The sequence below is a fragment of the Pseudobutyrivibrio sp. 49 genome, assembly GCF_900100545.1.
GTDB lineage: Bacteria > Bacillota > Clostridia > Lachnospirales > Lachnospiraceae > Pseudobutyrivibrio.
Genome location: NZ_FNDP01000006.1, coordinates 37,275 through 53,487 on the forward strand (window position 1 = coordinate 37,275; position 16,213 = coordinate 53,487).

The 16,213-nt window shown below is 41.1% G+C and carries 10 protein-coding genes; all 10 read right to left on the minus strand.

Annotated elements, in window-relative coordinates; all coding sequences use genetic code 11:
- Window positions 1–42 precede the first annotated feature (42 nt).
- Window positions 43–2,976 (minus strand): glycoside hydrolase family 3 protein, encoded by a 2,934-nt coding sequence (locus tag BLP54_RS07095; RefSeq protein ID WP_090168127.1) that lies wholly within the window; start codon window positions 2,974–2,976, stop codon window positions 43–45.
- Window positions 2,977–3,000: 24 nt separating this feature from the next.
- Window positions 3,001–3,555, minus strand: coding sequence for a GtrA family protein (locus BLP54_RS07100; protein WP_090168129.1), 555 nt, complete (start codon window positions 3,553–3,555; stop codon window positions 3,001–3,003).
- On the minus strand, window positions 3,556–5,913 hold the full coding sequence (locus BLP54_RS07105) for a glycoside hydrolase family 3 C-terminal domain-containing protein (protein ID WP_090168131.1): 2,358 nt from the start codon (window positions 5,911–5,913) through the stop codon (window positions 3,556–3,558).
- 99 nt (window positions 5,914–6,012) lie between these two features.
- Window positions 6,013–7,377, minus strand: a complete 1,365-nt coding sequence (locus BLP54_RS07110) for an ATP-binding protein (RefSeq protein WP_090168133.1) — start codon at window positions 7,375–7,377, stop codon at window positions 6,013–6,015.
- A 5-nt stretch (window positions 7,378–7,382) separates the two neighbouring features.
- A complete protein-coding gene (locus BLP54_RS07115; RefSeq protein ID WP_090168135.1) occupies window positions 7,383–8,087 on the minus strand; it encodes a LytR/AlgR family response regulator transcription factor in 705 nt (234 codons plus the stop codon).
- Window positions 8,088–8,212: 125 nt separating this feature from the next.
- Window positions 8,213–9,286: a peptide chain release factor 1 gene (gene prfA / locus BLP54_RS07120; RefSeq protein ID WP_090168136.1), complete on the minus strand. Its 1,074-nt coding sequence runs from the start codon at window positions 9,284–9,286 to the stop codon at window positions 8,213–8,215.
- A 52-nt stretch (window positions 9,287–9,338) separates the two neighbouring features.
- Entirely contained in the window at window positions 9,339–10,169 is an 831-nt protein-coding gene (gene prmC / locus BLP54_RS07125; RefSeq protein WP_090168138.1) for a peptide chain release factor N(5)-glutamine methyltransferase, read from the minus strand.
- On the minus strand, window positions 10,169–11,098 hold the full coding sequence (locus BLP54_RS07130) for a DUF1385 domain-containing protein (protein WP_090168139.1): 930 nt from the start codon (window positions 11,096–11,098) through the stop codon (window positions 10,169–10,171). Before BLP54_RS07130 ends, prmC begins: the two co-directional genes overlap by 1 nt.
- A gap of 68 nt (window positions 11,099–11,166) precedes the next feature.
- A complete protein-coding gene (gene rpmE / locus BLP54_RS07135; protein WP_015550865.1) occupies window positions 11,167–11,373 on the minus strand; it encodes a 50S ribosomal protein L31 in 207 nt (68 codons plus the stop codon).
- Between the two features lie 132 nt (window positions 11,374–11,505).
- On the minus strand, window positions 11,506–16,137 hold the full coding sequence (locus BLP54_RS07140; protein WP_090168141.1) for a family 43 glycosylhydrolase: 4,632 nt from the start codon (window positions 16,135–16,137) through the stop codon (window positions 11,506–11,508).
- Between the last annotated feature and the right edge of the window lie 76 nt (window positions 16,138–16,213).

The following is a 16,213-nucleotide window of genomic DNA, read 5'->3' on the forward strand; positions in this document are numbered from 1 at the left end:
AGAAAAGGGGCTCGCAAAAGCGAGCCCCTTAAATTTTTCCTATTATTCTGTCTCTACAGTAGGTTCTGTCTCTTTCTTCTTCTTTAAGTATGTCTTAATAGCACGATACTCAAGGAATGCAATTAATGCAATAAGAAGTGCATCTACTGCGTAGAGAATCTTAACCCATGTAGGTGCACCAGTGCTAACCTCTGTATCATATGCACGGCTGTTTACAACTGTGTAAAGAATGTTCTTTGAAGCCTGTCTCATAGCGATTAATGAAGTTGCAGATTCCTGATCAGTAACTGTAGACTGTGGAGTCTCATAAGTTGCAAGCATAAGGTCGCAACCGTTTCTAATCATTCTGTCTGAATCCTGGTAACCATAGCCACCGAAGTAATCTGTTTCAGCAAGACCTCTGAATCCCCACTCGTCACGAAGTACTGTGTTAAGAAGTGATGAGCAAGCCTCTGCTGGAATTGTACCAATGTTGTTGAATGCAACCATTGTTGCAGCTGGGTTAGAGTTCTTAAATGTAATCTCAAATGACTTTAAGTAAATCTCACGGAGAGACTGCTCATTAAGCCATGTGCAAAGGAATCCTGTACGGTTTGTCTCCTGATCATTTGTAGCAAAGTGCTTTACGTAAGAGTATACACCGTGCTCTCTAGCACCCTGTACAGCGTTTGCACACATCCAACCTGCAAGAACACCATCCTCTGAGTAGTACTCAAAGTTACGTCCTGCAAATGCGCTTCTGTGTGTGTTTGTAGCTGGAGCATACCAACCAGATACATCCATTTCATCAGCCATCTGACCGATTGAATCACCAAATGCGTGAGCTAAATCCTTGTTCCATGTGCAGGCAATCATAACTGCTGCTGGGAAACCGATAGAACCCTGACCTGTAAAGTTGTTGTTGATTGAAGCAGGACCATCACAATCGTATGTCATAACCTTGCCGATCGAATCAACTGCTGAAGTCTCATATCCACCAAGTGCGATAAGAGTGTTCATATCTGCAGCTGTAAGCTCGTCAAGAAGCTCATCCCACTTAGCATCGTCATAATCTACACCACGAAGGTCTGCAAGCTGAACGCCATTGTCAGCACCTGTTGTAGGCATAGCATCTGAATCATTGTTGTAATCTGTTGGATCGTAATTTGTCTCGTTGAAATATGTAGCCTTAAGCTCATCTCCCATCTCAAATGATGTAGGAGCTGCTGTTGCTACGTCGTAGTTAGCAAATCCATCTGCTCTTGAAAGGTACTCGAAGTTCTCGCCCTTTGCAAAATCAAACTGATTTGTTGCTGCAACCTGGTCAGACTCTCTCTTGTTGGACTCATCATAAACAACCTTTGAAGCGATTGTCACATCATCAGTTGCAATCTTGTTGTGTGAATCTGTGTTGATAGAGATTTCGTAAGAACCTGCATCAAGTACGTAGCAACCCTCACCATCAACATCGTAAGAAGCCATATCTTCTACTGCAAATGAGATTGAAACTGTCTCAGAAGCACCTGGCTCAAGAAGTGAAGTCTTCTCAAATGCAATAAGGTTTGCTGCTGACTTCTCAATTCCGCCGTTCTCGTAAGGTGGGTTGTAGTAAACCTGAACTACATCCTTACCAGCAACGTCGCCTGTGTTTGTAACTGTAACATCAAATGTAACTGTCTTGCCATCTGATGTAACATCACCCATTTCCTGAGTGAATGTTGTGTAAGAAAGTCCATAACCAAATGGATATACAACTGTGCTGTCATAGTCGAATTCCATGTTGCCAGCCTCTGCCTCAGCGAAAGCTGTCTCATAGAATCTGTAACCAACATAGATGCCCTCTACGTAGTTAACGAATGTTGGATAAGACATGCCGCCCTCAGCGAACATATTCTCATATCCAAACTCAGACATATTTGTGTAATCGAAATCACCAAAGTTGTTTGCTGTTGGTGTTGAAAAAAGGTCAGCTACAAATGTATCTGCTGTCTTTCCTGAAGGATTTACCTTACCCGCAATAATCTCGCCAAGTCCGTCAAAACCTGTCTGACCTGTGCCTGGGCAGTAAAGAACTGACTTAATCTGTGAGTAATCGTTTACAAAGCCAAGCTCCATAGCGTTAGCTGAGTTTACAACTACGATAACCTTATCAAAGTTTGATGTAACTTCATCAAGAAGTGCCTGCTCTCTGTTTGAAAGCTCAAGGTATGACTTAGAAGCATCTAAATCATCTGCATACTCAGAATAGCGAACACCAGTGATACCAAACATTCCTGAACCATCATCATGGAATGTATCCTCACCGTCATATGACATAGGAAGATCAGCACCTTCACCACCTGAACGAGCGATGAAGAAAATAGCTGTGTCAGAGTAATTCTTAGCATCTGAAATGAGGCTGCCGTACTCTGAAACCTGTGGTTCTGGAATAGTCCAGTCCTGACCCATCATACTAACTGCAGGTCTTGTATCTCTCCAGCCAGTGTAGAAATCTACTAAATCCTGGTTGTACTCGATACCTGCATCAGTAAGACCCTTAAGGAAATCTACTGTAGGATATGCTGTTGAAAGGGCACCTGAACCAGTACCACCATAGATTGGGTTTGTTGAAGACCAACCAAATACATTAACCTTAGTACCTTCTGCAAGTGGAAGTGCCTTGTCATCATTCTTAAGAAGAACTACACCTTCCTCTGCGATTTCTGTACAAAGTTCCTTTGCTTCATTGATTGAAGCCTCTGTAATCTTTCCACCACCCATGGCCATGTTTACCATTGAGTAAAGTGGTGAAAGTAAAATGTTTGAAACTACAAGTACAAGTGTAAGTGCAAAAGCAATCCATGAACTCTTTCTGATAAGTCCACGAAGTGGCTTCTTCACTTTGAGCACAGCGATAGTAAGAATAATCGCAAGTGCAAGAACTACGCCCAAAATAATGAGCTGAGGCTGGATTTGTTGGAGGACCGCCTTCACGTCCTCTGGATTAATACCTAACATTTTCTCTTCTCCTTCCTTTTATAACTACTCGGTGGTTTTTGGTGTCTCTGGGAAGATGATCTTATTTACAAAGAAGAAGACCACCATAGAAACGCCACCGTTGAGTACGGTTGTTCCAATGTTGTAGACAAATGGTGCTACAAACTTGCCTGCTACTGCCACCCAAATACAATTGATTGAGTTTACGATACATGTGATTAAGATGAATGCTAGTACATACCATGCAATCTGCTTTCCAGCTTTATCGTGATTGCGGAAAACCCAGAGCTTCTGGATTGGGAAATTGATGCACTCACCAATAACCATTGCAACCATGTATGCTGCGAAGTAAGCTAAACCGCCGTGAGCATTGTCATATCCTAAGATATTCCACTGGAATGTCTCACCAAATAATGTGATTTCTTTTCCTGGCCATCCAAAGGAGCGAGTTCCTAAGAATGCGAAAGCTGCTGGTAAAAATGTAAGTAATAAGTACTTAAATACTGTGATTGCGTTACTTACGATTACAAACAAACCACCTTCACGAACCCACTTAGCAACGGCAGGATGTTTCTCTGCAAAATTATTCCAAAAATTCATTTAATTTCTCCTTAATCTTTCCTCATACTTTTTATTTTCACGGCGGTTTCTGAAGAAGCCTCCTATTACTCCACCAAGTCCGCGGAAGAAATGTCCGTTAAAGATGGTTACGATGGATTCTGTCATCTCGCGGGATACCATACCACCTGTCATCTTACTCATTGCTCTAAATGGCATGTTGTAGATGAACATGATGTTCAAATCAGGAATTCCCTTCTCATAAGACTGATCCAGTTTCTTCTTGAGAATTCTGTAAACCAATCTACCGATTCCACTCTTTGCATCCTCCATCTGGCAGAAGGCATCGTTGATATCAAGTGGTCCAACCTTTTCCTCTGGAAGAGGCTTAGCATAAAGCTTTTCGAACTCCTCATAGTGAACATTGCGAACCTTTCCTGACTTATAGCTAGGAAGTGTATTGATATCGTATGGCAACTCTGTGATTGTGCCTTCCTTTGTGATTGTGCCTGTAAGCTTAATATCTGATACGTTTGCACCAACGTAAATTTGATATTCGCCACCTTCAATCTCCCACTTGTTGGAAACAGTTGAGAAATAACGGAAAGTCTTATCATCAAATGGAATTTCTACGTCAGCTGCCTGGCCAGCCTTAATCCATACCTTCTTAAAGCCCTTAAGTTCCTTCTTAGGTCTGATAAGTCCTGACTCTGCCTTACCAACATAAAGCTGTGCAATCTCTGCACCATCACGCTTACCTGTGTTTGTAATTGTGAACTTAACACCATTTTCTGAAACTGTAATAGCGCTATATTCGAAGGTTGTGTAGCTAAGTCCAAATCCAAATGGGAACTGAACTGCCACATCAGCTGTATCGTAATAACGATATCCAATAAATGGTCCCTCGCGATACTGAAGATTTCTCTTCTCTGTACCAGCGTAGTTATATATTGAGCAATCCGCATATGCGAATGGATAAGATTCTGTAAGCTTTCCTGTAGGAATCTCCTTACCAGTGATGATATCAAGAAGCGCTGATGCTCCTGCCTGTCCCGTAAGATATCCATGAAGAAGTCCCTGAAGATTATCAAGCCAAGGCATCTTTACAGAGGAACCAGCACTCATAACACCAACAATATGCTTGTTGAATACTGTAAGGCTCTCAAGCTCCTTAATCTGATACTCAGGAATGTCGATTGACATTCTGTCGCCACCCTCGGACTCTGCAATTTCGTCAAGTCCGAAGAAGAATAAAACAACGTCTGCTTTCTCTGGGTCATCAACCACATTAAGGTCGTAATTCTTAATCTGCTCTGCAATAGTCTCTACCTTTGTGGAATTAACCTGAGAGCTTCCTGAACCCTGATAACGAGGTTTTTCTACGAAAGGTCCTCTTAAGCAAACCTTTGTACCTGCTGCAAGTGGAAGAATATTCTCATCATTCTTAAGAAGAACTGCTGAATTAACAGCTGCCTTTCTTGCAATTGCATGATGCGCTTCCTTATCAAATCCCTTTGTATGATCATTCTCTTTAAAGTAAATAGCTGCCTCGATAATAGGTAAGATAGCTTTATCGATTTCTGCCTCTGTGATGCGACCTTCGCCCTCTGTAGCAGCCTTAATAAGCTCTCTTGCTGAATCAAGTCCAGGATTTGGCATCTCAACATTTGACTGGCACTTAACACCAGCAACATGGTCGTTGCTTGCGCCCCAGTCAGTAACTACGATGCCATCAAATCCCCATTCATTTCTGAGGATATCTACAAGAAGATGCTCATTTTCATTTGCATACTTGCCATTAACCTCGTTGTAAGCAGACATGATTGTCTTAGCGCCACCTTCCTTAACAGCAATCTCAAAAGCTGTAAGGTAAATCTCACGAAGTGTACGCTCATCCACCACTGCATTCATTGCCATTCTGCGGTACTCACGAGAATTTACAGCAAAGTGCTTTGGACAAGAATAGACATGCTGGCTCTGAATACCTCTTACATAAGAAGCAGCCATTTTTCCAGCAAGAATTGGATCTTCCGAAAAGTACTCAAAGTTACGACCACATAATGGAGAACGTTTCATATTAAGACCAGGTCCTAAAAGAACATCTACATTCTGAGCTACAGCCTCCTCACCAAGAGCAGCTCCGATTTCCTCACCAATGCTTGGATCCCAACTGTTAGCTACTGTAGCTGCTGTTGGAAAACATGTAGCTGGAAGTGAAGCATTAAGACCAAGGTGATCTCCTGCGCCTTCCTGACGTCTCAAACCGTGAGGTCCATCAGAAAAAGTAATTGACTGAATATCTAAGCGTGGGATGTCTCTTGATTCCCACTCATTCTTACCGCTTAAAAGTGCGGCTTTCTCCATCAATGTAAGCTTTGAAATAATTTCTTTAGCGTCCATAAACATTCCTCCATAAAAACTGTATTTTATTTATAACACCAAATAAAAAAGACAAGTCGCCCCAAAGGACAACTTGTCATTTTTTTAGGATAACTTGCATTATGAATTTTTATTAGCTAAAAGTACTTTTACCTTAAACCAGCCATCTTCATAGCTACAATTCATAGCACCACCATACTTTTCTGCCACCTGATTGATTGATTTAAGACCAAAGCCATGTTTAACATTATCTTTTTTGGTAGTGCGAGGAAGATTGTTGCTTTTAAACATTCTGCGTTTCTGGCTGCTTCGTAAGCGCACATTTGCACTTTCCGAATAGTTCTCGCATTCTATTATTATAAATTGATTACGTGAACGAACTGACATGGTAATCAGTCTTTTTTCCAAATCCTCTACCTGCTGTGTAGCCTCTATGGCATTGTCAAGGATATTTCCAAAAAGCGAACAAATATCTTTTACGTGGATATCTGCCAGCAAATCACCATCCACCATTGCATTTAAAGTGATATTCTTCTTCTGACATTGCAGACTCTTTGTAGTAAGAATAACATCCAATACCTTATTTCCGGTGTTCATAAAGGATTCCTGAATGGCAATGGCCTGCTCCATATCCTCTAGAACCTCTGCACGACGATTAGGATCATCCTCATTTTTAAGAGCCATTACATAATGCTTCATATCGTGCATTTCCTTGCGAAGGGCCTCGGAATTATCAACAGCAAGCTTGTACTGTTCGTACTGGCGTTGGAATAGCTGATTGATGGCAGTACTCTCATTCTTCAGAACCATCTCGTTTCGACGTCCCATCTCGGTCATCAGCATCAGCATGCCTCCGAAGTCAACCAAAGTTCTGACATACAGCATATTTTCTGTTGCTGAAAAAGGAGTCTTTGTATTTATGAAACTGATATTTGAAATAATAAAAGCACCAACACCTGTGATTACAACGCTGACAAGCTCCTTTGTATTAACATTCAGGTTGCGATTTGGGGTGATGTTTCCACGTTCTACATTGAAATAAATAATATATGTGCATAAATAGGTGATGAACATAACACAAAAGGATGCATCAAATGACTCCCTGTGTTCAAATCTGACCAACCACACATATAGCTGCTTATACAGACTGGCTGCAAATTCTGCCAAAACAAAGGCATGGGTAGTAATAACTCCACAGTCCTTTGGCTTTATATCAAGCACCAGGTAAAGTGAAAGATACATCAGCCCAACTGCCCCCATCATTGAAATAATCCAAAATGATAATGGCAAAATACCCGCTATAAACTGAAATGCCACCTGAATAAAAAAGGCTCCTATGCATTGCATTACAAAGGCTCTGCCGTGGTATTTCCTCTTATAAATATTAAAATAAACAAATACCGCCAGCCATTCGGCAATAGCGGTAAATAATCTTGGTGTGTCCTGCAAATTGGCAGGATTAAGAAATGCACTAAAATCCATCATCTCTCCTATAATATATCCTCAGTCAGTGCTGCCATAAACTCCTTTTTACGGGCTCGACTAATTGGCAAAACTACTCCATTTGTAAGCACTACTTCTTCCTTTTGAACTGCCTCAACATATGAAAGATTCACCACGTATGCATTGTGACATTTGCTGAAACCATGCACTGAAAGCATCTCCTCAAAACGCTTTAGTGGTCCTGCAGTAACATAATCCTGGTCGCTGCAATGTAAGATAACATTATTTCTCTGGCTTTCTATATAGTGCACTGTATCGCAATCAAGCTTAATCTGCTTGTCATCCACAGAGACCTTCATATAAACATGATTTTGCTTAGCCTGCACACGCTGAGTAGCCTTCACAAAAAGCTGCTCAAACTGTGTATAAGGTACTGGCTTTAAAACATAACCTAATGCATCTACTGCATACCCCTGCACAGCATAGTGTACCGTAGAAGTAATAAAAATAATGATTACATCGGAATCCACCTTGCGAATCTTTTCCGCAGCAGCCATTCCATCTAAATGCTTCATCTGAATATCTAGTAGAATAATGTCAAACTGTCCTTTGTAATCATCCACCAAATCTATTCCATCTGGAAGATATGATATGGAAAACTCCTCATTATGTTCCTTACCATATTTATTTATGTAGTTCTTTAATAATGCGGCCTGCTCGGCCTCGTCCTCAACTATACATACATTAATCATGTAATTAAAATACCACAAATATTTAATTGGGCGCAAGGTAATTAATATTTATATAACAAATAAAAAAGGCCTGGATGAGACACCTCATCCGGCCTTCGGCCACCTTCCCCTCAAGGGGAAGGCTCTTATTTTTCGTTCATCTTTGCAAGCTTTGCTGCCTGATCTGCTGCGATAAGCGCATCAAGAATTTCCTGGATATCTCCATTCATAATCTTATCAAGCTTGTAAAGTGTAAGGTTGATTCTGTGGTCTGTAACACGTCCCTGTGGGAAGTTGTATGTACGAATCTTCTCAGCACGGTCACCTGTACCAATCTGTGAGCGACGCTCTGCTGCTTCAGCATCCTGCTGCTTCTGTAACTCTAAATCATAGAGCTTTGCACGAAGGAGTGCGAAAGCCTTTTCCTTATTCTGAAGCTGTGACTTCTCAGTTTGGCTATAGATAACAATACCAGTTGGGTAGTGAGTAAGACGAACAGCTGAATCTGTTGTATTGACACACTGACCACCGTTACCAGAAGCACGCATAACGTCGATACGGATATCCTTCTCTTCAATCTGGATATCTACTTCTTCTGCCTCAGGCATAACAGCTACTGAACATGTAGATGTCTGGATACGTCCCTGTGACTCTGTCTCTGGTACACGCTGTACACGATGTACACCTGACTCATACTTAAGGATAGAATAAGCACCTGTTCCCTTAACCATGAACTCAATGTTCTTCATACCACCGATACCAGTCTCATCTGCCTCGAGAAGCTCTACCTTCCATCCGCGAGACTCTACATAATGAACATACATGCGGTAAATCTCTGCTGCGAAAAGAGCTGCCTCTTCGCCGCCGGCACCTGCACGAATTTCCACGATAACGTTCTTGTCATCGTTAGGGTCCTTTGGAAGAAGAAGAATCTTAAGTTCCTGCTCAAGACGCTCTACCTCAGCCTTTGATTCGTTAAGCTCTTCCTTTGCAAGCTCCTTCATCTCCTCATCTGTCTCCTCTTCAAGAAGAGCAAGTGAATCCTCGATGTTCTGCTTGTGTGATGAGTACTGCTTATATGCCTCTACGATAGGTGCAAGATCTGACTGCTCCTTCATAAGAGCTCTAAATCTAGCATTATCATTAGCTACATCAGGCTCGGAAAGTAAATTCATTACTTCCTCGTATCTTAAAACTAAATCTTCTAATCTATCAAACATGCTAAAACCTCCATGTTAATTTCAAATTACTACAATCTATATCAAAGAACCTCTATAAGTGTCCTTTAACAACTCTGTTATTGCCTGGTAAATCCTTTACAACCTCTACATCCTTGAAGCCTGCTTCTACGAATAAGGCGTAAACATCTGGCCCCTGGTCATATCCAATTTCAACTAAAAGCCAGCCACCTTCATTGAGATACTCACGGGCGTGAGCTGTAATCTCTCTATAAAAAAGCAAACCATCCTCTGTGCCATCTAAGGCAAGACGAGGCTCATGGTCTTTTACCTCTGTGGTAAGCTCCTCAATATCAGCCGTCCTGATATATGGTGGATTAGATACAATGGCATTAAACTTGCCAGTAACTGGCTGCCATAAATCACCCTGTTCAAAAACAACCTTTGAACCTACAAGGCGCTTGCCGTTCTCTCTGGCTATAGCAAGAGCTTCCTCAGAAATATCGACACCAATTCCTGATAACCCCTGTCCAAGCGCAACAAGAGAAATAATAACACATCCACTACCAGTACACAAATCTAAAATGTGACTTCCTGAAGGAATAACCTTTAAAGCCTCCTCCACAAGGGTTTCTGTGTCCTGTCGTGGAATAAGAACGTGCTCATTTACCCAGAAATTAATACCCATGAAATCCTGCTCTCCAGTAATATGCTGAAGTGGGATATGCTGGGCTCTTTTACAAAGCACATCCTGATATTTATATAAAGTAAGCTGGTCTATTTGCTCTGTCTGCTTCAAAAAATACTGAGCCTTTGTCATTTCACTGACGAATGAGAGCAAAAGCCATGCATCTATCTTCGCATCTGCAATCCTTTCGGATTCGAGTATAGTAATACCTTTATTTAAAGCTTCTTTATATGTCATTAGAAACATCCCTCATTTTCTTCTTGGAACTTCTTCCAGTCAAAAACTGCCTCGACGGAAGCTATACCTACTTCAATCATGTCATCCTCTGGCTCCATAACCGTAAGACGCTGCAACCACAGGCCTGGCTTGGAAATGATTTCCACGAAACCATTCTCATATCGACCTGCCAGTCTAATGAACTCATAAGAAATTCCTGCGATAACTGGGATAAGCAAGAGTCTTGCCACAAGCTTAAGCCATACGTTATCAAAGGATATAAACATAAAAACAAAAACAGATATTATAAATACAATAAATATAAAGCTTGTGCCACATCTTTTGTGGAATCTTGTGGCTTTCCTTACATTTTCAACAGTAAGTGGCATTCCTGCCTCAACGCAATTTATACATTTGTGTTCGGCTCCGTGATACATGAAAGTACGTTTGATGTCCTCCATGCGAGAAATCACAACCACATAGCCGATGAAAATGGCAATTCGGATGATGCCCTCGATAAAAGCAATCAATGCCTGTGAAGCAACAAACTTATTTAAAGCTAATGAAATAAAGTAAGGCAATGCAAAAAATACAGCCATGGCCATAACAAAGGAAAGTACTAAAATACCTCCCATCTCTGCCTTTTCCTTTTTCTCAAGCTTACTTAACTCTTCCTCTGAAAGCTTTGACTTATCAACTGGCTCTTCATCATCTTCAAAAAAAGAAGCTGAATACATGAGGGTGCTAAGTCCGATTGTAAGTGACTCGATAAAGGAAACCACGCCACGAATGATTGGAATCTTGTGCCAAATATTATTAATATCTTTTGTATTTTTTACTTCTACTGCGATCTCTTTGTCGGGCTTACGAACAGCAACTGCATATTGATTGCCGTTACGCATCATGACGCCTTCCATTACCGCCTGACCGCCTATACCTGAATACTTCATTACCTCTCCTATACACGACAAAAGGGCTGAGACCAAACATCTCAACCCTTAAAAGTCCATAAAACAAACTACTTTGCGTCAATACCGTACTTCTTATTGAACTTGTCAATACGTCCACGAGCCTGTGTAGCTTTCTGCTGGCCTGTGTAGAATGGATGACACTTTGAACAAATTTCTACGTGGATGCTCTCCTTTGTAGAACCTGTAACGAATGTGTTACCACAGTTACATGTTACTGTAGCCTGATAATAATCTGGATGGATACCCTGTCTCATTGATTTTCACCTCTCATTTAATAAATGTTTACAATTTCCAACTGTAAGTACTGCTAAAAACGCGAGGTCTTCGCATTTCATCCCGATTAACAGCTCTAGTATTGTAGCATGTATTTTGTGCTAATGCAAGCCTTATTTATTTTTTCTAAATCTAAATACTGAAACTGCTGCACCTGCTAATACAGCAACTGCTGCTAAGATAATAACAATAACTGCCGCTGGAGACAAGCTATTGCTTGACTGAGCTGATGTTGGAACAGCCTCATCAACAATATCTCTATTAGATTCAGTTTCTGTAAGTTCATCAGAAGAAGTATCCTCTGTCTTTTCTTCTGCTACCTCTACGTCCTCGTCTATCTCTACAGTTTCATCAGTCGTAGCATCAGTTGTATTTGCTGCTACCTTTTTATTTACTGTGCCTGCTGAAGGAGCATTATTTCTTGAAATACCAAGTGGAGTCAATGCATCAGCAATAGTAGTAAGCTCGTCCTGCGTTAAAGCTGGTGCAGTTTGTGTAGTTGTAGTGGATGATCCTGCACGCTGACCAGATGACTGTGTAGGAGCAGCACTGCTACCCGAACCTGTTCCCGATGAAGCAGGTGTAGGTGTTGACTCTGGCGTAGGAACTGGATTCTGCCCCTTTACATAAACTACCTCTGTAATACCCTTATTAGTAGGTGTTACCTTTGCCATATATCCATCAGCGTCAAATGTGAGCTTATCAAGACAAACCTCTCGATGATAACCAAATCCACCTGACACCTGTCCAAGAGGAGTCATAAATCTGTGATAGCAAATATACCATTCATCTGTACCAGGAATGTTTAGGATTGAATGATGACCTGTTCCAAGAATGTCATTTTCTGTATCCTTCTGAAGAAGCATTCCTCTGTAATCAACTCTTCCACCCAGCTTATTGCTTGTACCATATGCTACTGAATAATTCTCACTACCTGTATCATCACAAGACCATGTGTAATGATACTTTCCGTCGCGATATGTGATTATAAGTGATTCACGGAAATTGTTAAGCCCTGTTACATTTTCCATCGTATCAGCATCAATACTTATCATATCCTCATTAAGCTTTACAATGGCAGCCTTTCCATTACCAAATGAAAGATAGCTTGTACCATCCTCATCTGTAAATACAGAAGGGTCAATTGCCTGTCCCATCTGAATGCCTGCATCATTGCATGTCTTAATGCTGATAAGTGGTTTATCTAACACAGTAAATGGACCAGTTGGATTCTTTGCATATGCAACGCCGATTGCCTTTGCATTAGTCTCTGTATCATGTCCACAGAAGTAGAAATAGTACATTCCATTCTTCTTCTCAATTGTTGGAGCCCATGCATTTCCGTTTGACCAAGGAACCGCAGCGATTTCTACGCCCTTATCATTGAGGACTTTCTCGTCTGCATCCTGCTTAAGATCAAGAATTACACCTTCATCCTCCCAATCAACAAGGTTTGTTGATGAGAATGCATGGAACTGATATCCGCCCCATCCTTCAACACCATCTGTTGTTGGATAGATGTAGTATTTACCATCGAAGCAGTCGATATCTGGGTCAGCGAACTGTCCTCCGAGAAGCGGGTTGTTGCACATCTCAGATTTAACTGTATATTCAACGGTCTCTCCATCTGCTTCAACCTTAAGCTTAAATTCTTTTGTTAAATCGTATGTCTCTTCCTCATCTACCACCTTTGCGCCTGTAAGAAGTGTGAAGTTAAGATGAGCATTCTTCATATCGCCCTTTGTATTGTTCTTGCTTATAAAGAGAGTCAGCGCTTTGCTTGCCTTATCAAGCTTTTGTGTCACAAAAGTAACATCACTAGATGAAATCTTCTTTAGCGGTTCTAAAACTATATTATTTTCCTTTGCAATTTCTTTCTCTGATAATGCTCTATTATAAACCTTTACATTGTCATAACATCCCTTAACATAACCATCACCTGAATAGAATGACTTTCCAAGGTATGCCTTAAGATTCTTTCCTAAGCTGCTAGGCTTTGTAGAAATATCACGTGTGCCAGAAAGAACACCATCAATATAAATAAGCATCTCATCATCATTAAATACTACTGTAAAGTTCGTCCACTTATTCTTTACAGATTTTGTATTTGCAGTTACCCCCTGCTCTGACTGCCAAGAAGACTTTGTAATACCCATATAGGTGTCACTTTCTCTTGCTCTTAAATAGAAGTACTTTGAATTATCCTTACCGAAAGTGAAATTAAAAAAGTTTCCACTAACAGTATCTGGCTTCAAATCAAATGATACTGTGCATACATCTCTGTTATCAAAGAAGCCTTCTGGGAATTCTGCGAAGCTACCGCTTCCATCTAAGTAAAGAACATTTCCTCTCTCAGAATCCTCTGCAATTTTAGCATTGCCCTTTAATTCACCATTATTGCCCTTTCCAGATACATCAGCGATTGTCTTTCCATCTGCTGTCTCAAAATCATATGAAAGGACTGGCTCCTGCTGCTCATCTTCGTGAACAACTGGCTCTTCTGCGGTACCCCACTTAGTCATAACAGCCTTGTACTCATCTGCTGTGATACCAAGGATACTTCCGTGACGCTTCTTAAGTGAGCCAAAATCGTACTGGTCTGATGTATAAACAGTCCATGATTTACCTGTTGTATCAGAAATATCTGTTGTGGTGGTTGGAATATAACCGATTCCACCATAGTTATCCATATACAAGCCCCAAGACTTTCCATCATTAAGAGGGAAAAGCTCTGGACCTTCAACCACGCCACCTGTAAACTTCTTGTTTACATCCTTTGTATAAGCTTCGTAATTCTTCATACCAGGCTGAATATCCTCGATATAAGCAACCTGCTCCCAATTTCCAAGCACTGAATCACTTGACTCAAGGATTATTGCTGCTTCCTGTCCACCATTTGCAACTGTGTCAGCCGATACTCGATAATACTTTCCATCATTGGCCTTTACCATTGATGTGTCGATGCAATGCTGCTTGTCACCTCTATCAATGTATTTTTTAGCTGTTGTAAAGTTTACAAAATCACGTGTCTTTGAATAATATGTAACCTGATGGCTTGAATCCTTTGCCATCGAAGCCCAAAATACTACGTACTCACCAGTCTTCTCATCATAGATTGCCTCTGGTGCCCAAAGACATCCCACATTGCCATAGTCCTCAAATGCTTTCTCATCTAAGCCAACATCCACAAGTCGAGGCTTTGACCAGTTAACCAAATCATCTGATTCCCACACAAGCATTCGAAGGCTACCGCCAAACTGAGCAACGCTCCAGCCTGTTGTCTGTACCTTAAGGTCTGTTGCAATCATATAGAAATGGTCACCCTCAGCACTTCTCATAATGAATGGATCACGAACACCCTGGTCACCAATCTCAGATGTAAGTACTGGCTCCCCATCATTTAAATCTGTAAAGTGAAGGTGATCCTTGCCAGCTGCAAAATAAAGCTGCTCCTCGGAATTGCTTGGGAAGAATGCAAATAAATAGTTCTCTAGCTTCTTCTTCTCAGGAGCCTTTGCAACTGTCACGTCAAAGGTCTTTGTCTTTTCAACATCCCCCACAGTAATTGTGGCTGTAAGTGTAACCTCAGAAACCTCCGCGCCACGCCTAACAACACCTGCAGGCATATCATCGTAGCCAACAACCTTTGTTGCCTTATCGCTGATTATCTCAGGATTTGAACTTTCCCACACAACTTTCGCATCATAGCTATTCTTTGTAGGAAGTGTAATGTTTCCCTTAATATTCTTTGTAACAGGAAGGGCTATTTCATCATAAGCGAGCTGACATTTCTCCTCATCAGAAAGAATAATCTCCTGCTGACCTTCCTTATATTTTGCTAAAATTTCCTCATCTGACAAAGCGCCTTTGTAAAGAGAGAACTCATCTAGATTTCCATAGAAATATTCTCCGCTACCCCAGTTAGCTTTACCGATATAGAATGTGCTGTTGTCCTGAAGAATATCTGTAAGCTTTGCGGTGCCAGCAACTGTGTTGACCTTTTCTCCATTTACGTAAAGAGTAGTATCTTCCTCTGTTAAAACAACAGTTACCATCTTCCATTCATCTCTTACAGATGTATCATTGGTAGCTGGACGAGATCCACCATCTACCTTGTAGCGCTCAACCTTGATAGAAGTCTTCTTATCAAGAATTCCAAAATAATGCTCGCTATTTAAATAACTAGGTGTCTCATCATTTCTTACTGCAAAAAGTGACCAGCCAGCACCACCATTTCCACCTTTACTGAAATAGTTTACTGTGATTTCATCAAGACCTGTCAATGGACTCTTTCCATTACTGTCAGTGACCTTAAGCCAAGAACCACCTTCAAACTTGAGTGACTTGTTCTTCTTAGCATCTTTGTCCTCTGAAATCTTTTCACCAACCACCTCTGCAGAATAATCCCCACTCTGTAATCCGCCGGTAGTATTATCCATAGTAAAATGGAATAATTCTTTTACTTCCTTATCATCTTCTATTTCATCTTCTTCTGGCACTTCTGCACCTTCCAAATGCTCCTCCTCAACTTCTGAAAGTGCTTCTGATTCTTCTGCTTCTACATCTTCCTCCTCTTTCTCTTCATTCTGAACTGATTCATCTTCATCCTCAGTCTCCTCTGCCGCTTCAGTCACATGATTTTCTTCTTCTGCAAAGGCCACTATCCCAGCTGCTGGGACCGCAGTAAATATCATTGCAGACGAAAGAACTCCCGCCAAAGCGCGCTTTCCCCATTTAGACATCATATAGCTTCTCCCTTCTGTTCATCCCAATGAACACATTTTCTTCACATCTAAATTAAATTTACATTAAGCACAACTT

Excerpts from the sequence above, each read along its gene's own strand:
- BLP54_RS07095 (WP_090168127.1), bottom strand. The coding sequence starts at position 2,976 with ATGTTAGGTATTAATCCAGAGGACGTGAAGGCGGTCCTCCAACAAATC.
- BLP54_RS07100 (WP_090168129.1), bottom strand. The coding sequence starts at position 3,555 with ATGAATTTTTGGAATAATTTTGCAGAGAAACATCCTGCCGTTGCTAAG.
- BLP54_RS07105 (WP_090168131.1), bottom strand. The coding sequence starts at position 5,913 with ATGGACGCTAAAGAAATTATTTCAAAGCTTACATTGATGGAGAAAGCC.
- BLP54_RS07110 (WP_090168133.1), bottom strand. The coding sequence starts at position 7,377 with ATGATGGATTTTAGTGCATTTCTTAATCCTGCCAATTTGCAGGACACA.
- BLP54_RS07115 (WP_090168135.1), bottom strand. The coding sequence starts at position 8,087 with ATGATTAATGTATGTATAGTTGAGGACGAGGCCGAGCAGGCCGCATTA.
- prfA (WP_090168136.1), bottom strand. The coding sequence starts at position 9,286 with ATGTTTGATAGATTAGAAGATTTAGTTTTAAGATACGAGGAAGTAATG.
- prmC (WP_090168138.1), bottom strand. The coding sequence starts at position 10,169 with ATGACATATAAAGAAGCTTTAAATAAAGGTATTACTATACTCGAATCC.
- BLP54_RS07130 (WP_090168139.1), bottom strand. The coding sequence starts at position 11,098 with ATGAAGTATTCAGGTATAGGCGGTCAGGCGGTAATGGAAGGCGTCATG.
- rpmE (WP_015550865.1), bottom strand. The coding sequence starts at position 11,373 with ATGAGACAGGGTATCCATCCAGATTATTATCAGGCTACAGTAACATGT.
- BLP54_RS07140 (WP_090168141.1), bottom strand. The coding sequence starts at position 16,137 with ATGATGTCTAAATGGGGAAAGCGCGCTTTGGCGGGAGTTCTTTCGTCT.